The sequence below is a fragment of the Polaribacter sp. R77954 genome (assembly GCF_044595335.1).
Classification (GTDB): Bacteria; Bacteroidota; Bacteroidia; order Flavobacteriales; family Flavobacteriaceae; genus Polaribacter.
Window position 1 is genome coordinate 3640689 of record NZ_CP138992.1, and the last position, 17276, is coordinate 3657964.

The following is a 17276-nucleotide window of genomic DNA, read 5'->3' on the forward strand; positions in this document are numbered from 1 at the left end:
ATCAAAATGAAGAAAATTACGTTTTTACTAGCAGCAACTGTACTTTTGATTACTGCAAAAACTAATGCACAAGACGATGCTAACCGTGAGTGTTTGATTAAATACAACCTTTTTAAAGGTGATTTTAAGTCAAAAAAATACGAGGATGCTTATACGAACTGGGTGTATTTAATGGATAATTGTCAAGATTTATCTGTTAATATCTATAAATATGGTGCAGATATAGCTCAAGATGTTAAAAAAGATCCAGTTTTAGCAAAGAAAGTATATGAGCAAAGGTTTAAATATTTTCCAGAACATGATGATGTTAAAAATAATTTAGCAAAAGCACATAGTGATTACGCTACTTATTTAACTAAAAATAAATTAGCATCAGAAACAGAAGTTTTTAATATTTTAGAAAAGGCTTATAAAATATCTCCTAAAGATATGAGTGTAAAAAATATTTATAAATATTTTCAAGGAGTTACAGATAAATTTAAAAATACTGAGCCACAAAAAGTTTTTGATACTTATGATGATGTAATTGAATCTGTTGGAGAAAAATTAGATGACTACTCTAAAAAAATAAATAAGTTAACCCAAGATTCAACAAAAGTATTAGACGCTAAAGAAAAAAGAAGATTAAGAGCTTACAGAATCAACTCAAAAGCATTAGGTCAAATTGAAGGTGGCTTAGATAAAATGATTATTGATTTGGCAACATGTGAAAACTTAATTCCATTATACAAGAGAGACTTTGAACAAAACAAAAATAACGTGACTTGGTTAAAAAGAGCGGTATCAAGAATGTTTTACAAAGGGTGTCAAGAAGATCCATTGTATGCAGATTTAGCAAAAGCTTATGCAGAAGCAGAGCCATCTCCTGAAGCTTATGCATTTTATGCAAATGTTCTAGAAGATAATGGTGATGTTAGTGGAGCAGCTGCAATGAGAGAAAAATCTTTTAATTTAGAAACAGATCCTTTAAAGAAAGCAAAATACAAGTTAAAATTTGCTGAAGCAGCTAAAGTAAGAGGCCAATTATCTAAAGCAAGAAGTTTAGCTAGAGAAGCACTAAAATTTAATAGAAATTTTGGTAAAGCCTACTTATTTATTGGTAGATTATATCAAACAAGTGTAAATAATTGTGGTTCTAATGAGTTTGAAAAAAGAATGGTGTATGCAGCAGCATTAAGACAAGCAAAAAAAGCTGCAGCTGTAGATCCTAGTATTTCATCATTAGCTAGAAGATATATTGCTACTTACAAAGGAAACTTACCAAGTAAAAAAGTAATTTTTACGGAGGGTATTAAAGTAGGAGATCCTTTCACAATCAAATGTTGGATTGGAGAAACTGTAAAAGTTGCTACTAGCGACTAACAAATGAAACATATTTTAAAAATACTATTAAGAAGTGCTACTGTTTTTTCTATAACAGTAGTGCTTTTTTCTTGTACAAATAATACCCAAAAAGCAAGAGATTTTTTGGCAGATAAAAACCTACCAATTGGTAAGTCTAAAAATGCGTTTCATATTTATAAAGATTCAGGTAGAATTACTTCTAAATTAATAACACCATTGCTTTTAGATTTTACAAATAGAAAAGATCATCCTTATAACGAGTTTCCATCAGGAATTAAAATTGTTAATTTCGAAAACAAAGGAGCAGATTCTGTTACTATTACTGGTGATTATGCATTATCTTATGAAAAAACATCTGTCTCTGAAATAAAAGGAAATGTAATTGTGATAAACCATACAGATCAATCTGTTTTAGAAACAGACCAGTTGTTTTGGGATCAAAAAACAAATTACTTTATTTCTGAAAAGGCATTTAAATTAATAAAGCAAAATGATACAATTTACGGTATTGGTTTTGAGTCAAAAGATGATTTAACAAAACATTTGGCCAAAAAGACCACAGGAAAACTAGAAACAAAAGAAGATTAATTGATATGAACAAAATTTGGAAATTTTTTCAGTATGGCTATTTAATGGTAGCATTTATTTGTTTGGTAGAAGGTATTGTGCGTTGGAATTCAGATAGAAATAGATCGTATTTCTTTCTTGGTTTTGCAATCTTTATTACTTTAGTATTTTTCTTTAAAAGACATTTTAGAAAAAAAGTTCAAAAAAGAAATGAGCAAAATAAGCACTAATTTATCCTTTTAATGGAGGTAGAACTCATTATTATCATTTTATCCATTCTACTATCTGCTTTTTTTTCAGGTATGGAAATTGCATTTGTTTCCGCTAATAAAATGCATATAGAATTAGAGAAAAAAAGAGAAGGTTTTATTCCAAAAATACTTACTAAAATTACCCAAAAATCATCTAAATTTATTACCACAATGTTAGTAGGTAATAACATTTCTTTGGTAATTTATAGTTATTATATGGGTGAGTTTTTAATTCGGTTTATACCCACAACAGGCTATAACGAATTTTCAATACTAATTATACAAACCATTATTTCTACAATTGTTATTTTAGTAACTGCCGAATTTTTACCAAAAGCAATTTTCAGAATTTATGCGAATGAGGTTTTAAAACTGTTTGCGTTTCCTGCCTATATTTTTTATTATATTTTTCATTTTTTTTCAGAATTTATAACCCTAATTTCTGATTTTTTTCTTCGTGTTTTTTTTAAAACCAATGCAGATGAACAACAAACGGAATTTAGTAAAGAAGAGTTAGGAATTTATATTAACGAACAATTAGAAACTGGTAATGATGATGATGAGATGGATTCTGAAATCCAAATTTTTCAAAATGCGTTAGAATTTCATAATGTTAAGGCAAGAGAAATTATGGTTCCAAGAACCGAAATTATTTCAGTAGAAATCCATGAAAAAGTAACCAATTTAAAAAAGGCTTTTATAGAAACAGGTCTTTCTAAAATTTTGGTATATAAAACGTCTTTAGATGATGTGTTAGGCTATGTAAACGCTTTTGAGTTATTCAAAAAACCAAAAACAATAAAATCTATTTTATTGCCTATAGAAATTGTGCCAGAATCTATGATGATTAATGACATACTAAACACGTTAATGAAAAAAAGAAAAAGTGTAGCAGTTGTTGTAGATGAATATGGTGGAACCTCAGGTATGATTACAGTAGAAGATATTGTAGAAGAATTGTTTGGTGAAATAGAAGATGAACACGATTCTCAAGAGTTTTTAGAAGAAAAAATTACAGATACCGAGTTTCATTTTTCAGCAAGATTAGAGGTAGATTATTTAAATGAAGAATACGATTTACTAATACCAAAATCAGAAGCTTACGAAACCTTAGGGGGCTTTATTATAGAACATACAGAAAATATTCCTGAAGAAAAAGAACATATAGCAATAGAAGGGTTTGAAATTAAAATTCTAAAAATGAGCGGAGCTAAAATAGATGAGGTTTCCTTAATAAAATCTAACGAAACCGATTAAATTTTTAATGGCTTCTATATCTTAGAAATCAACTCTTTATTAAAAGCGAATAACTACAAAATCGTTTGCGGAATTAAAATCAAAAATCGTATATTCGCCCACTGAAATTAAATTAATATAGTATGGCAGTATTATCGAAAATTAGAGAACGTTCAATGTTCTTAATTATCATTATCGGATTAGCACTTTTTGCTTTTGTATTAGATCCATCAACACTTGGTGATTTTTTTAATTCAAGCAAAGTTAATGAAATTGGAGAAGTAGATGGAGAAGCTATTTCAAGACAAGAATTTGCAAACGAATTAGAAGCATACAAGCAACAAACAGGTGGTAGAGTATCAGAAATGCAAGCCGCTAAAACTGTTTGGGATAATATTTTAAGAAAAAAAATATACTCAAATCAATTAGAAGAAGCTGGTATTACTATTGGAGAAGCTGATGTTTGGAATCAAATTGTAAGCGCGCAGTTTGTTCAAAATAATCCTGAATACCAAAACGAAGCTGGTTTGTTTGATGAAACTAAATTCAAACAATTTTTAGCAAACGAAAAAGAAAACAACACTCAACTGTGGTCTCAATGGTCTAATTACATGAACCAGATTAGAGATAATGCTGAAAGAGATACTTATAATAATTTGGTTACTGCTGGTTTAGGAGCTTCATTAAAAGAAGGTGAGTTAGAGTATATGATAGATAATACAAAATTAGACGCAAAGTTTGTATATGTACCTTATACATCTGTAGCAGACAGTTTAGTAAAAATTAAAAAATCTGAGGTTGAAGCTTATATTAAAAGTCATGCTGATGAATTTAAAGTTGAAGCTACAAGAGACATTTCTTATGTAAAGTTTGATATAAAAGCAACTCCAGGAGATGAACAAGCTATTAAAAATGATTTAGCAACTTTAATTGAAGATTTTAAAGTTTCTGAAAACAACCAATTGTTTTTATCAGAAAATGATTCTGATACAAGTTTGAATACTAATTTTCAATTTAAAAGTTCTTTAAACCAAGTGGTTGCTAACACCATTTTTGAAGGAAATAAAGGTGATGTTGTTGGGCCATACAAAGACAAAGATTTTTTTAAGCTTACTAAAATAACAGAGGTTACTCAAATGCCAGATTCTGCAAGAGCAAGCCATATTTTAATTCCTTTTGTTGGTGCACAAAGAGTTGCACCAGAGGTTACAAGAACAGAAGATGAAGCTAAGAAATTGGCAGATAGCTTGTATAATGTAGTTAAAAGAAGAAAAAGTAAATTTGAAGGTTTAGCTAAAGAATTTTCATCAGATAAAGGCTCTGCAGCAAAAGGTGGAGATTTAGATTGGTTTAATTATACAAGAATGACACCAGCTTTTAGAGATTTTGTTTTTGAAGGTAAAAAAGGAGATATGGGTGTAGTAAAATCACCATTTGGTTTTCATATTATTAAAATTGACAACCAAAAAAATAAGCAAAAAGTATTAAAACTGGCTACTTATGGTAGAAAAATAGTACCATCTGAGGCTACTGAAAATGATGTTTTTAGAAAAGCAGAAGAGTTTGCATTAGCAGTTTCTAAGGCAAGTGATTTTTCTGAAGCTGCAAAAGAGAACAGTTACAGAGCTATGCCTGCTGTTGGTTTAAAAGCTTTAGATGAAAACGTGCCAAGTTTAGGGAAAGAAAGACAAATTGTAAGTTGGGCTTTTAATAGTGATACTAAAATTGGTGATTTTAAGCGTTTCGATTTAGAAGGTAGCCATGTTGTGGCGTATGTAACAGATGCAGCTGAAAAGGGTTTAATGACGGTTGAAAAAGCAGTAAGCAAAGTAAGACCGATTTTAATAAACGAAAAGAAAGCAGCGATGTTAAAAGATAAGTTAGAAGGTGATGATTTAGAGAAAATTGCTAAGGATAACAAAACTTATGTAAGACTTGGTAATAAAATTACTTTAAAAACTCCAACCTTATCAGGTGTTGGTGTTGAGCCAAAAATTGTTGGTGCAATGTATAATGCTGAGCTAAATAAAATTTATAATTCTGTAGAAGGCAGTAGAGGTGTATATGCTTTTAAAGTAACTAAAAAAGAGTTGCCAACAGCATTACCCAATTATGATGCGAATAGAAAAAGAATTACAGATACTAGAAAAAGACAAACTTTTAAAATATACGAAGCAATAAAGAAAGCTTCAGATATAGAAGATAACAGGGCAATAATGTACACAAACTAACATCCCATTATTTAAAGTATTAAAAAAAATCCGTTCATATTTTGAACGGATTTTTTTTATGAACTCATTTCTTCAAGAATAGTTATAGGTGGTTAAGTTCTTTTTAGTGATGGTAAGCGTATGCGAATCTTTAGAAAAATTCGTCAAAAGACAACTATTGAATTACTAATTTTCGAGAAGGTTCTCTTTCAAAACCTTCAACAAAAATACTGTCTTTATCAAATCTTGCTTTTGCAAATGCAGAGGTGTTTTCGGTATCTACCATGCCTTTAAAAGTTAAGTAATGCACTTGATTAACTAATTTGTAAGCGCCTGCATGATTATGACCGTTAAAAAAGAATTTTACATTTTTGTAAGGTTTTATCAAACGTATAAAATCACCTCTATTCCAAATATTATGCTGATCTATTGGATAAATAGGGAAATGACAATAAAACCCAACTTTTTCACTTTTCTCTTTTGCTGCATCCAATTCTTGCTGTATCCATTGCAGCTGCTTGTTGCTTAAACCACCATTCCATTTTTTTACATAAGGTAAATTTTGATCTTTTAATAGGTTGAATAAAGAATCTGTTTGTTGCGCTTTAAGTTTAGACGTAGTGCCATAAAAACTCAAATCATTACCATCTAAAACAATAAATCGCCAGTTATTTTCAACAAAACTATAATACCTGTTTGTTAAATTTAATTTAGAAATGATTTTTTCTTTGTTGATTGAATCAACTTCAAAATCGTGATTGCCCAAAACATGATAACTTTTGGATTTCAATTGATTCCAAGTGGGTAAAATACTATCTAAACTACTCATTTTTTTATCAATGAAATCGCCCAAATGAATGGTGTAACTTAGTGTATCTTTATTCAATTCTGCAATAGCTTTTTTTAACCTTTTGGGTGCTTTTTTATAATATCGATCCCATTTTACCTCACAATCACAATATTGACAATCTGCGATGATGCCAATTTTAAAAGATTTGTTTTTTTCTTTTGAACAAGAAATAATGCTAATTAAAATACTTAAAAGGAAAATTGTTTTTTTCATCGATTCCAAAAATAAACAAAATGATGTATTTATAAGGATAAAAAAAAACGCAATCAAATTAATGATTGCGTTTTAAATATATATAGACTCTGAACAAGATTTAGTTCAGAAGGATTGCCCTAAAAGATTTTAAAACAAATTTAGGATACTTTTAAATGAGATTCGGTTTTTCAACGGAATAAGTTCAATAACGAATTTTGTTTTAGCAAAATTCTTATATCACTTACTTTACCTCTTCAAAATCTACATCTTCAACATTGTCTCCTTGATTTGCATTACCTTCTGGCTGACCTTGTTGTGCTCCAGCTCCAGCATCTGCACCTCCAGCACCTTGTTGTGCAGCGTACATTTCTTCTGAGGCTACTTTCCAAGCTTCGTTAATTTTTTCCATGGCAGCATCAATTTGAGCTAAATCTTTAGACTCATGAGCAGCTTTTAACTCGGTTAAAGCAGCTTCAATTGGTTCTTTTTTCTCTGCTGATAATTTATCACCAAATTCTTTCAATTGTTTTTCTGTTTGAAAAATCATAGAATCTGCCCCATTTACTTTTTCAGCAGTTTCTTTAGCAACTTTATCAGCATCTGCATTTGCTTCTGCTTCTTGTTTCATTTTTTCGATTTCTTCTTCAGATAACCCAGAAGATGCCTCAATTCTAATATCTTGAGATTTTCCTGTTGCTTTATCTACTGCAGAAACTTTAATAATTCCGTTGGCATCAATATCAAAAGTTACCTCAATTTGTGGTACACCTCTTTGTGCTGGTGGAATATCTGTTAATTGAAAACGTCCAATTGTTTTATTATCTGCAGCCATTGCTCTTTCACCTTGTAATACATGAATATCTACAGATGGTTGATTATCTACAGCAGTAGAAAATACTTGCGATTTTTTAGTTGGAATGGTTGTATTTGCATCAATTAATTTTGTGAAAACATTCCCCATGGTTTCAATACCTAAAGATAAAGGTGTAACGTCTAATAACAATACATCTTTTACATCACCAGTTAAAACACCACCTTGTATAGCAGCTCCTAAAGAAACAACTTCATCAGGATTTACACCTTTACTTGGGGCTTTACCAAAGAATTTTTCTACAGCTTCTTGAATTGCAGGTATTCTTGTAGAACCACCTACTAAAATTATTTCATCTATTTCAGAAGTTGATAAATCAGCATTTTTTAAAGCAGTTTTACATGGCTCTATTGTTCTTTTTACTAAATCGTCTATTAATTGCTCAAACTTAGCTCTACTTAAAGTTCTTACCAAGTGTTTTGGGCCACTAGCTGTAGCAGTTACATAAGGTAAATTAATTTCAGTTGATGAAGAACTAGATAATTCAATTTTTGCTTTTTCAGCAGCTTCTTTTAAACGTTGTAAAGCCATTGGGTCTTTACGTAAGTCCATATTTTCATCAGCTAAAAACTCATCAGCCAACCAATTGATAATTTTTTCATCAACATCATCACCACCTAAATGTGTATCTCCATCAGTAGCCAATACTTCAAAAACTCCATCACCTAATTCTAAGATAGAAACGTCATGTGTACCACCACCAAAGTCAAAGACAACAATTTTCTTATCATCATTAGCTTTATCTAAACCATAAGCTAATGCAGCAGCAGTAGGCTCGTTGATAATTCTTTCTACCTTTAAACCAGCAATTTCACCAGCTTCTTTGGTAGCTTGTCTTTGTGCATCGTTAAAATATGCAGGTACAGTTACTACAGCTCCAGTTACATCAGTGCCTAAATAATCTTCTGCAGTTTTTTTCATTTTTTGAAGTACCATTGCAGAAATTTCTTGAGGCGTATATAAACGACCATCAATATCTACTCTTGGTGTATCATTGTCTCCTTGCACTACTTTATAAGGTACTCTTTTAACTTCTTGTGTAGATTCAGAGAATTTATTACCCATAAAACGTTTAATAGAATATACGGTTTTTGTTGGGTTAGTTACTGCTTGTCTTTTTGCAGGATCACCAATCTTACGTTCTCCACCTTCAACAAAGGCAACAATAGATGGTGTAGTTCTTTTTCCTTCAGCGTTAGGAATTACAACTGGCTCATTACCTTCCATTACAGAAACACACGAGTTTGTTGTTCCTAAATCTATTCCTATAATTTTACTCATAATATTTATTTTTATTAAATTTTGTTTTCAATTTTACAGTTTCTATTAGTCAAATGCTGTGCCAACTGATATTTGTTAAGAAAATGGCAGTTTTTAAAATAATTACACTCGTAGTTATGACAATATGACACAACTTGTGAATTGTGCAACTCAACGAATTGCGTTTTCCTTTACGCTTTAATTTTTATATATTTGGAATGTTCTATAAGAATCAAAATATTATTTAATACATTAAACATAAGATCATGAGTAAATTTGACGAAAAAGTTGCTTTGTACAAAAAATTTATGGACGATAGAGATATCCGTTCTAACACAGAATTATTAACTGCAGTAACTAAAGGTTTAGGCCCATCTATCTATAAAAAAGATGCTGAAACAGTTTCTGGTTCTGACGCAAAAGAATTGGCAACAGTTAAAAACAATTTTTTAATTAAAAAGTTAGGTTTAGAGGATACACCTGAATTGGATGAGAAAATTGGAGAAGTGATTGAAAGAATTGGTAAATCTGAAAGAAATAAGTATAGAGCAGTAGTTTACTACATGTTAGTTAAAAAGTTTGATAAAGAATCTGTATACGGTTTTTAAACAATCAGTTTTAATAAAAATAAAAAATCCAGCTCAATTGAGTTGGATTTTTTATTTTTACAGCAAAATATTTAATCTATTTTACGAATGTCGCAATTTATTAGTGTTTTCGATATGCTTAAAATTGGTGTAGGCCCCTCAAGTTCTCATACTTTAGGACCTTGGAGAGCTGCACAGAATTGGGTACAAAAACTTAGAGACACTAATCTTTTTGGTAAGATTGATGCTGTAAAGGTAGACTTATATGGATCTTTGTCTTTAACAGGTAAAGGACATGCAACTGATTTGGCAATTTTGTTGGGATTGAGTGAAGCTGACCCAGAATATATACCTATTGAAGATATTTTTACGATTGTAGATAGAATTAGTGTACAAAAAGAAATTTATTTTAAAGGAGGTAAAATTGTACCATTTTATCAAAATTCAATTGTTTTTAATCGTGAGTTTTTACCATTTCACTCTAATGGAGTTACTTTTCGTGGATTCTGTAAGGATAAAGAAATAGTAACAGAAACGTATTACTCTATAGGAGGTGGATTTATAGTTCAAGAAAATGATACTTTAGAGGACGAAATTAAAATCAACAAAAAAAACTTTCCTTATCCTATAAATAGGGCAAAACAATTGGAAGAATATTGTGAACGTGAAAACGTATTAATTTCTGATATTGTTTTTAAAAATGAGTTAGAAATTCATAATCCCGAAAAAATAGATTTTGAGTTACACAGAATTTGGGATACTATGTTAGAGTGTATGTATATAGGTTGTCATACAGAAGGCAGGCTTCCTGGAGGATTAAATGTAAAACGAAGAGCATTTGATACACATCAAAAACTCATAAAAGATACAGCATATACCAATCCTAAAGAATGGATAACTGCTATAAGAAGTACAGAGGTTAAATTTAGAGAAATCTTAAAATGGGTAAGCTGTTTTGCGTTGTCGGTAAATGAGGTAAATGCTTCTTTAGGCAGGGTAGTTACAGCACCAACCAATGGTAGTGCAGGTGTAATTCCTGCTGTATTGATGTATTATTTGGTGATAGAAAATCATGATGCAGATTTTAAACACATCAAACAATTTTTATTAACAGCAGGTGAAATTGGCAGTATTTTTAAGAAAAATGCCACAATTTCTGCTGCAATGGGTGGTTGTCAAGCAGAAATAGGAGTATCGTCTGCAATGGCAGCAGCTGCATTAACAGAACTGTTAGGAGGTTCTCCTGCCCAATCTTTAGTGGCAGCAGAAATAGCGATGGAACATCATCTGGGTTTGACTTGTGATCCAATAGGAGGTTTGGTACAAATACCTTGTATAGAACGTAATTCTATGGGGGCTATTAAAGCCATTAATGCAGCAGAAATGGCTTTGGAAACAGATCCAAAAGAAGTAAAAGTACCTTTAGATAAAGTAATTGATACCATGTGGCAAACCGCAAAAGATATGCACAAGAAATATAAAGAAACATCAGAAGGTGGTTTGGCGATTCATGTTGGTTTGGCCGATTGTTAAAATAATTACGAATTCGTAATTATCAATTTAAAATTACCTCGTAAAAACCAATTCATTACCACTAGAAAGTTCTTCTGAAAAACCATAGCCTTCAATATTAAAACCTTTTAATTCTTCTAAAGTTTTTACATTATTGTCAATAATGTAACGCACCATATAACCACGTGCCATTTTCGCATACGTCATAATGGTTTTGTATTGTCCGTTTTTAAAATCCTTAAAAACAGGGGTTATCATAGGTACTTTTAATACTTTTTTTGGTAGAGCTTTAAAGTATTCTGTACTTGCTAAATTAATGAGTAATTCATCGTCTTCTAATTCGTCATTTAAAGATTTTGCCAAATCTTCATCCCAAAATTTATACAAATTATCTCTTCTACCTACTTTTATTTTTGTGCCCATTTCTAACCTGTAAGGCTGAATTAAATCTAAAGGTTTTAACAAACCATATAAACCTGATAAAATTCGCAAGCGGTCTTGTAGTAAAGGTATTTTTTCTTCGGATAAGGAATTGGCATCAATTCCTTGAAAAACAGCACCAGTAAAGGCATAAATAGCTTGTTTAGCGTTTTCTGGCGTAAATGGTGTTGCCCATTGTTGATTGCGTTCGTAATTCAAACTAGCTAAATCATCAGAAATAGACATTAAGTCAGATAGTTTATTTTTAGAAAGCGTTTTTAGTTTTTTATTCAGTTTTTCTGATTGTTCTAAAAAACGAGGTTGTGTGTGTAAACTTGTGGGTACTTTGCTTTCGAAATCTAAGGATTTAGCAGGTGATATAATGATTTTCATATTCGCTATTGTTGTATTTTATAATACTGAAACAAGTTCAGTACAAGGCGTTTTATTGTTAAAATATCTTGGGGTAAAAATACAAATCATCAGAATTTTCATCAAAGATTTTCATCAATTTAAATTGATAAACTTATTTGTAAAATTGATAGAAATTCATAAAATGAAAATTATAGCGGATTTTTATCAAACTATTTCTATTTTTAGCATTTAATAAAAGAGAAACTAACAATATATGATTTGAGAAAAGACGCAGAACTTGTTAAAAAGTTAAAAAACCCAACACAAAAAGAACGTGCTTTTGGGGAGTTGCTTGACGTTTATCAAGAGCGGTTGTATTGGCATATTAGAAAAATAGTGCATACCCATGAAAATGCAGATGATGTGTTACAAAATACATTCATCAGAATTTATAAAAGTATTGGCAAATTTCAAGAAAAAAGTAGTTTACATACCTGGATGTATAGAATTGCCTACAATGAATCTATTCGTTTTCTAGAAAAAAATAATAAAAAACGCTATGATAATATTGAAACTGTTTCTCAATCAAATTTAGAAGTTTTATTTGAAGATGAATATTTTAATGGTGACGATATTCAGAAAAAACTAAACACAATTATTGAAGGATTTAAAGAAAAACAAAAAAGAGTTTTTCAAATGAAATATTTTGACGAATTAAGTTTTCGGCAAATTTCAGAGATTTTAAATGTATCAGAAAGTACATTAAAATCTACTTATTATAGCTGTGTAAAAATTATTGAGCAAAAAATTGTAGAATAAATTCAAACTATTTAAAACACTTAGGGTCTAACTATATATGGAAGAAAAAACTACTCAAAATAATGAAAACTTTTTAAAAAAGCAGACTTCTGAGGTTACCCAACATCATAAGGATTATTTAGGGACCACTATTCCTAAGGATTATTTTGCAAAATCTAAAGTATCAATTTTAGATAAAATTAAATCTGAAAATGAAACGCATACATTTTTAAAAGAAGATTTTTCTGAGGTTACCAATCATCACAAAGAATATTTAGGAACTGATATTCCTGAAGGATATTTTGATAGATCTAAACGTTCCATTTTAGATAAAATTAAAGAAGATGCAAATAATGACACAAAAGTAGAGGAGAAGCAACCTAAAAAACAATTGGTTTTTTATATGCGTCCTCAATTCAAATACATTGCAGCAGCTTCTTTAGTATTTATGTTAAGTCTTACAATATGGCTGCAGAATACAGTTAAACAAGATAATGTTGATAGTTTTACTATAGAATCCTTAGCTTTTGATGAGGGTGTTTTAATTGAATCTTTATTGGTTGCAGATGAAGATGTAGATGCCTTTGCAGATGCTACTTTATTTAATGAAGTTGTGGTAAAAGCAGAATTAAAAGAACAAAAAATAGATAATTTAATTTTAGACACCTTAATTTTAGAAGACTCATTATTAGATGATTATATGGATGAAAATCTTGTTGAAACCATCATTTTATAAAAATAATAATAATTTTTCAAACTATTTTAAAAATTGTAGTTCTAAGTATACAGAAACTATTAACAATTAAAATTCATTAAATATGAGAACTACAATTTCAAAAGAAAACATTTTAAAATCTAGTATTTTATTTTTTACCATTAGCGCATTTATTTTATCAGCCTTAGTATTTACATCTTGTTCAGATTCAGAAGCAATCGACACAACAGATGATACAACTTTGATACAAAAAATAGAAAGTGCAACAAAAATTACTGTTGAAGCATCTGCTTTACCCTCTGCAACAATTGCTGTAATGAATGATGATTTAGCGGATACATACATACAAAAAGTACAATTAGCAGAAGGTTTAGGATTTAAAGTAGCTGTGGTTTCTGACGATCTTGCCTATCAAGATGCAGAAAGTGACGTGTTTTTTAATACACAAGGAAAACAATTGATAACTACAAGCGATAAAAAAAGAGGACGTAGTACTAAATGCTTTGAATTTGTATATCCTATCATTTTAATTATGCCAGATGATTCTTCTATCACTTTAGAAAGTAAAGAAGATTGGAGTTTAAAAAAGGACTGGTATGCAGCAAATCCTGATGCTACAGAAAGACCAGAATTAGTGTTTCCTGTAGATGTAACTTTAGAAGATGGTACTGTACAAACCTTAATTGATAGTGATGAATTAAGTACTATTAAAGATTCTTGTAAAAAAGGAAAAGACAAAAGAAAGTGTTTTAAATTGGTGTTGCCAGTAAGTTTTACTATGGAAGATGCAAGTGTAATTGAAGTAACAGAAAGAGCTGATTTTAAATTACTAAGAGCGTGGAAAAAAGACAATCCAGATGCAACTGTAAAACCAGCAATCAATTTTCCAATAGATATTGAATATAAAGACGGAACTATAGAAACTATAGAAGATCAAGAAAGTTATACAGCAGCCAAAGAAAGTTGTTCAAATTAATTTGTAAATTTGTTAAGCAAATTTTAATGAGTAAAAAAAACTAATGAAATTAAAAAACATCATATACACAATTAGCTTTTTAGGTTTGATGGTATTTCATACAACAGTTTTTGCTCAAGATACTAGCTATAGTTTAATTAAAAAAGAGCTTACACAAAAGCAAATAAATTTGTTGCAGAAAGAACGAGAAGTGATTAAAGCCAATCGCGAAGCGTTTAAAGCATCTTTAACCCAAGAGCAATTGGCCATTTTAAGAGATAAAACCATATCTAAAACAGAAATTAGAAAACGTTTGGTAGCTACTTTTACAAGCAATCAAAAAAGTATGGTAAAAAGTCAGCAAGTTCGTTTACGCAAAACCAGAGAAACATTTAGAAAAACTTTAACTGGTGAGCAACGTAAAATGTTAAAAGAACGGATTGATAAAATTAGAAATTCTAAAGATAGAGGAGAATTAAAAGATGGGCCAAGAGTTAATAATAATAAAGACAAAAAAGTAAGAAATAGGGGGAATTAGCTTTAAGGCATTTATGATACATCTATATCAAGAATTAAAGACAACTTTTAAAGTTTTTGGGTTGCTACTGTTTTCAGTAGCAACCTCTTTTTGTTCTTATGCACAAGAAAATTCAGTTGATAATTTAGAGGATATTGATGGCTTAATTGATGAACTTTTTTTTGATGATCAACAGTTTTTAGATGAGTTGCTAGAAACTAGTTTATCTTATAATTTTTTATATACGTCAGTATCTTATAACAGCAACACTTTTTTTTCTGGTAGAGATTCTGGTACAGACCAATTTAACATTATTCCACAAGTTTCTTATTACCATTCTTCTGGTTTTAACGCTAGTATTTCAGGAATCTATTATCAAGAATTTGCACCAGCTTGGGATTTTACAAGCCTATCTTTAGGCTACTTCAATACATTCGGAAAAAATAATACGTTTGTATATAATATTGGGTACACCAAGTTTTTTTATACTGATGATTTTGATGATTTTACAAATTCTATTGATATCAATTTCGGCGTTAGAAATAAAAAGCGAACATTAGGTACCACCATTGCAGCCTCTTATTTATTTGGTTCTGATGAATCTTACCAAATTGTATCTAATAGTTTTGCAAATATCACTTTAAAAAGAACTTCTGATTTTGCAATACGATTTAGACCGAGTATTAATTTTATAATTGCAGATCAAACCATAACGTTTAAAACCTTTGCAAGAACAGTTGGTGGTTTAAAAATCATTACAACTACCCAAAATGTCTTCGATTTGTTAAATACTCAGTTTTCGATACCCTTATCAATTTCTACCCATTCTTGGGATTTTGAGTTGGGTTATAACTTAAATATTCCTAGAGCTTTATCTAATGAAACTAATATAAATAATACAGGTTTTTTTAATCTTTCTTTAGGATATATGTTTGATTTTAATAGAAAATAATACATAACTTTTTTTTATATAATCAATTAATCGTAATATTGCAATATATAAATTAATTATGGGTTTAACCAAGTCAGAAATATTTACAGAAGAACAAAATAAAATAGCAAACATTGCAAAAGTATTAGGACATCCTGCAAGAATTGCTATTTTAGATCATCTAATTCGCTTACAGTCTTGCGTTTGTGGAGATTTAGTAAAAGAAATAGGACTAGCGCAGCCAACCATTTCTCAGCATTTAAAAGAGTTAAAGAAAGTAGGTATGATAAAAGGTACCATAGAAGGTACAAGTGTTTGTTATTGTATTCACGATGATAATTGGGGAGCCATAAAAAGTATATTGGGTAAATTTTTAGATAGAAACGCAACAACAAATTGTTGTTAAAAGAAACTTATTGATAATGAATCAAAAAATAGAAAATATCATTTCGCATTTGCAAATAGATGCAATTACTGATAACAGAAAACAAATTTTACAACCATTAATTGAGTATATTCAAGAAAAAGTGAATCAGAATAACGCAGTAAGTATTAACTTTATTTGTACACACAATTCTAGAAGAAGTCATTTAAGCCAAATCTGGGCACAAACAATGGCAAATTACTATGGTATTCATAATGTATTTACTTATTCTGGGGGTACAGAAAGTACAGCAATGTTTCCTAAAGTGGCAGAAACTTTACAAAATCAAGGTTTTAACTTACATAAATTATCCGAAACAAATAATCCTGTTTATGCAGTTAAATATGATGATAACTCACATGCTATTATCGGTTTTTCAAAAAAATATGATGATGAATTTAACCCAAAATCATCATTTGCAGCTATAATGACGTGCTCTCATGCAGATGGCAATTGCCCTTTTATTGCTGGTGCAGAAAAAAGAATTCCAATTACTTTTGAAGATCCAAAATTGTTTGATAATACTGCACAACAAAACGAAAAATATCAGGAAAGAAGTTTACAAATAGCTACTGAAATGAGCTATGTGTTTTCAAAAATTAAAAAATAAAATTATGAAATTATCAGAAATTAAAAATCATTTACAAAATTTAGAAACCATTGCTTTTCAATTGCCTAATGGAAAGTTAGTTCCAGCACATTTTCATGTTACAGAAGTAGGTAAAATTACCAAAGATTTTATTGATTGTGGTGGCAAAGTAAGACAAGAGAATGTTATTAATTTTCAATTGTGGGAAGAAAGAGATTACAATCACAGATTGCATCCAGAAAAGTTGTTAAAAATTATAGAGCTATCTGAAAAAAGATTTCAATTTGATGATTTAGAAATTGAAGTAGAATACCAAGGTGAAGTAACTATTGGTAAATATAATTTAGATTTTGATGGTACTAATTTTTTATTAACTCCTAAAATAACAGCTTGTTTAGCTTTAGATGCTTGCGGAATTCCAAAACCTGTTATTAAAGTAGCACAAGCAGTTAGTTCTTGTTGCAATCCAAGTTCTGGGTGTTGTTAGGCAACTATATTTTGCTAAAATGTGGCGATGTAAAAATTAATAAAATTTGTATATTAGTCTGTAATGGAGATAGCTTACCATTAAAATCAATGGTGTATTTTCTTGAATCGCTTTAAAAATTACAGATTATTACAAATTTTAAACCGCTTTTTTTATGATAGATTTTATCATAATCTATGAAGTAATAGTTTACCTGTAGAAAT

General features: G+C 29.9%; 19 protein-coding genes. 16 read left to right on the top strand and 3 right to left on the bottom strand.

Translation table 11 applies throughout. From position 1 onward, the window contains the following. The first annotated feature begins 6 nt into the window (after nt 1–6). The 5 genes from SJY27_RS15650 (at nt 7) to SJY27_RS15670 (ending at nt 5629) form a co-directional block, all read left to right on the top strand. A complete protein-coding gene (locus SJY27_RS15650) occupies nt 7–1362 on the top strand; it encodes a hypothetical protein (protein ID WP_397445806.1) in 1356 nt (451 codons plus the stop codon). Between the two features lie 3 nt (nt 1363–1365). Beyond that, nucleotides 1366–1932 (top strand): LPS export ABC transporter periplasmic protein LptC, encoded by a 567-nt coding sequence (gene lptC / locus SJY27_RS15655; protein WP_397445807.1) that lies wholly within the window; start codon nt 1366–1368, stop codon nt 1930–1932. 5 nt (nt 1933–1937) lie between these two features. After that, on the top strand, nt 1938–2141 hold the full coding sequence (locus tag SJY27_RS15660) for a hypothetical protein (protein ID WP_397445808.1): 204 nt from the start codon (nt 1938–1940) through the stop codon (nt 2139–2141). 12 nt (nt 2142–2153) lie between these two features. Beyond that, the gene (locus SJY27_RS15665; RefSeq protein ID WP_397445809.1) at nt 2154–3419 is read left to right on the top strand and encodes a hemolysin family protein; all 1266 of its coding nucleotides are present in this window, start codon (nt 2154–2156) and stop codon (nt 3417–3419) included. A 122-nt stretch (nt 3420–3541) separates the two neighbouring features. Then, nucleotides 3542–5629 carry a peptidylprolyl isomerase gene (locus SJY27_RS15670; protein ID WP_397445810.1) on the top strand — a complete coding sequence of 696 codons (2088 nt, stop codon included), beginning with the start codon at nt 3542–3544 and terminating at the stop codon, nt 5627–5629. Between the two features lie 154 nt (nt 5630–5783). On the opposite strand, the gene SJY27_RS15675 is transcribed toward SJY27_RS15670, so the two are convergent. Both SJY27_RS15675 and dnaK read right to left on the bottom strand, forming a co-directional pair. Further along, nucleotides 5784–6671: a metallophosphoesterase gene (locus tag SJY27_RS15675; RefSeq protein WP_397445811.1), complete on the bottom strand. Its 888-nt coding sequence runs from the start codon at nt 6669–6671 to the stop codon at nt 5784–5786. A 223-nt stretch (nt 6672–6894) separates the two neighbouring features. After that, nucleotides 6895–8805 (bottom strand): molecular chaperone DnaK, encoded by a 1911-nt coding sequence (gene dnaK / locus SJY27_RS15680; protein WP_397445812.1) that lies wholly within the window; start codon nt 8803–8805, stop codon nt 6895–6897. Nucleotides 8806–9050: 245 nt separating this feature from the next. On the opposite strand from dnaK, the gene SJY27_RS15685 reads away from it, so the two are divergent. Both SJY27_RS15685 and SJY27_RS15690 read left to right on the top strand, forming a co-directional pair. Continuing rightward, entirely contained in the window at nt 9051–9392 is a 342-nt protein-coding gene (locus SJY27_RS15685; protein WP_397445813.1) for a DUF2853 family protein, read from the top strand. A gap of 87 nt (nt 9393–9479) precedes the next feature. Further along, nucleotides 9480–10904 carry an L-serine ammonia-lyase gene (locus SJY27_RS15690; RefSeq protein WP_397445814.1) on the top strand — a complete coding sequence of 475 codons (1425 nt, stop codon included), beginning with the start codon at nt 9480–9482 and terminating at the stop codon, nt 10902–10904. Between the two features lie 33 nt (nt 10905–10937). Here SJY27_RS15690 and yaaA read toward each other — a convergent pair whose 3' ends face one another. Beyond that, entirely contained in the window at nt 10938–11696 is a 759-nt protein-coding gene (gene yaaA, locus SJY27_RS15695) for a peroxide stress protein YaaA (protein ID WP_397445815.1), read from the bottom strand. On the opposite strand from yaaA, the gene SJY27_RS15700 reads away from it, so the two are divergent. The 9 genes from SJY27_RS15700 to SJY27_RS15740 all read left to right on the top strand — a co-directional run bounded on the left by SJY27_RS15700 (nt 11686) and on the right by SJY27_RS15740 (nt 17073). After that, entirely contained in the window at nt 11686–11910 is a 225-nt protein-coding gene (locus SJY27_RS15700) for a hypothetical protein (RefSeq protein ID WP_397445816.1), read from the top strand. The two genes, yaaA and SJY27_RS15700, sit on opposite strands and share 11 nt — an antisense overlap. 26 nt (nt 11911–11936) lie before the next feature. Next, nucleotides 11937–12476: an RNA polymerase sigma factor gene (locus SJY27_RS15705; protein ID WP_397445817.1), complete on the top strand. Its 540-nt coding sequence runs from the start codon at nt 11937–11939 to the stop codon at nt 12474–12476. 37 nt (nt 12477–12513) lie between these two features. Next, a complete protein-coding gene (locus SJY27_RS15710) occupies nt 12514–13191 on the top strand; it encodes a hypothetical protein (RefSeq protein WP_397445818.1) in 678 nt (225 codons plus the stop codon). A gap of 82 nt (nt 13192–13273) precedes the next feature. Continuing rightward, the gene (locus tag SJY27_RS15715) at nt 13274–14146 is read left to right on the top strand and encodes a hypothetical protein (protein ID WP_397445819.1); all 873 of its coding nucleotides are present in this window, start codon (nt 13274–13276) and stop codon (nt 14144–14146) included. A 43-nt stretch (nt 14147–14189) separates the two neighbouring features. Continuing rightward, nucleotides 14190–14663 carry a hypothetical protein gene (locus SJY27_RS15720; RefSeq protein ID WP_397445820.1) on the top strand — a complete coding sequence of 158 codons (474 nt, stop codon included), beginning with the start codon at nt 14190–14192 and terminating at the stop codon, nt 14661–14663. A gap of 13 nt (nt 14664–14676) precedes the next feature. Beyond that, nucleotides 14677–15594, top strand: a complete 918-nt coding sequence (locus tag SJY27_RS15725) for a hypothetical protein (protein WP_397445821.1) — start codon at nt 14677–14679, stop codon at nt 15592–15594. Between the two features lie 58 nt (nt 15595–15652). Beyond that, the gene (locus SJY27_RS15730; protein WP_397445822.1) at nt 15653–15979 is read left to right on the top strand and encodes an ArsR/SmtB family transcription factor; all 327 of its coding nucleotides are present in this window, start codon (nt 15653–15655) and stop codon (nt 15977–15979) included. A 16-nt stretch (nt 15980–15995) separates the two neighbouring features. Next, entirely contained in the window at nt 15996–16607 is a 612-nt protein-coding gene (locus SJY27_RS15735; RefSeq protein WP_397445823.1) for a low molecular weight phosphatase family protein, read from the top strand. Between the two features lie 4 nt (nt 16608–16611). After that, nucleotides 16612–17073 (top strand): DUF6428 family protein, encoded by a 462-nt coding sequence (locus SJY27_RS15740; protein ID WP_397445824.1) that lies wholly within the window; start codon nt 16612–16614, stop codon nt 17071–17073. Nucleotides 17074–17276 lie beyond the last annotated feature (203 nt).

What these genes read in the sequence shown, in the direction of transcription:
- SJY27_RS15650 (WP_397445806.1), top strand. Translation starts at nt 7, where the DNA reads ATGAAGAAAATTACGTTTTTACTAGCAGCAACTGTACTTTTGATTACT.
- lptC (WP_397445807.1), top strand. Translation starts at nt 1,366, where the DNA reads ATGAAACATATTTTAAAAATACTATTAAGAAGTGCTACTGTTTTTTCT.
- SJY27_RS15660 (WP_397445808.1), top strand. Translation starts at nt 1,938, where the DNA reads ATGAACAAAATTTGGAAATTTTTTCAGTATGGCTATTTAATGGTAGCA.
- SJY27_RS15665 (WP_397445809.1), top strand. Translation starts at nt 2,154, where the DNA reads ATGGAGGTAGAACTCATTATTATCATTTTATCCATTCTACTATCTGCT.
- SJY27_RS15670 (WP_397445810.1), top strand. Translation starts at nt 3,542, where the DNA reads ATGGCAGTATTATCGAAAATTAGAGAACGTTCAATGTTCTTAATTATC.
- SJY27_RS15675 (WP_397445811.1), bottom strand. Translation starts at nt 6,671, where the DNA reads ATGAAAAAAACAATTTTCCTTTTAAGTATTTTAATTAGCATTATTTCT.
- dnaK (WP_397445812.1), bottom strand. Translation starts at nt 8,805, where the DNA reads ATGAGTAAAATTATAGGAATAGATTTAGGAACAACAAACTCGTGTGTT.
- SJY27_RS15685 (WP_397445813.1), top strand. Translation starts at nt 9,051, where the DNA reads ATGAGTAAATTTGACGAAAAAGTTGCTTTGTACAAAAAATTTATGGAC.
- SJY27_RS15690 (WP_397445814.1), top strand. Translation starts at nt 9,480, where the DNA reads ATGTCGCAATTTATTAGTGTTTTCGATATGCTTAAAATTGGTGTAGGC.
- SJY27_RS15700 (WP_397445816.1), top strand. Translation starts at nt 11,686, where the DNA reads ATGATTTTCATATTCGCTATTGTTGTATTTTATAATACTGAAACAAGT.
- yaaA (WP_397445815.1), bottom strand. Translation starts at nt 11,696, where the DNA reads ATGAAAATCATTATATCACCTGCTAAATCCTTAGATTTCGAAAGCAAA.
- SJY27_RS15710 (WP_397445818.1), top strand. Translation starts at nt 12,514, where the DNA reads ATGGAAGAAAAAACTACTCAAAATAATGAAAACTTTTTAAAAAAGCAG.
- SJY27_RS15715 (WP_397445819.1), top strand. Translation starts at nt 13,274, where the DNA reads ATGAGAACTACAATTTCAAAAGAAAACATTTTAAAATCTAGTATTTTA.
- SJY27_RS15720 (WP_397445820.1), top strand. Translation starts at nt 14,190, where the DNA reads ATGAAATTAAAAAACATCATATACACAATTAGCTTTTTAGGTTTGATG.
- SJY27_RS15725 (WP_397445821.1), top strand. Translation starts at nt 14,677, where the DNA reads ATGATACATCTATATCAAGAATTAAAGACAACTTTTAAAGTTTTTGGG.
- SJY27_RS15730 (WP_397445822.1), top strand. Translation starts at nt 15,653, where the DNA reads ATGGGTTTAACCAAGTCAGAAATATTTACAGAAGAACAAAATAAAATA.
- SJY27_RS15735 (WP_397445823.1), top strand. Translation starts at nt 15,996, where the DNA reads ATGAATCAAAAAATAGAAAATATCATTTCGCATTTGCAAATAGATGCA.
- SJY27_RS15740 (WP_397445824.1), top strand. Translation starts at nt 16,612, where the DNA reads ATGAAATTATCAGAAATTAAAAATCATTTACAAAATTTAGAAACCATT.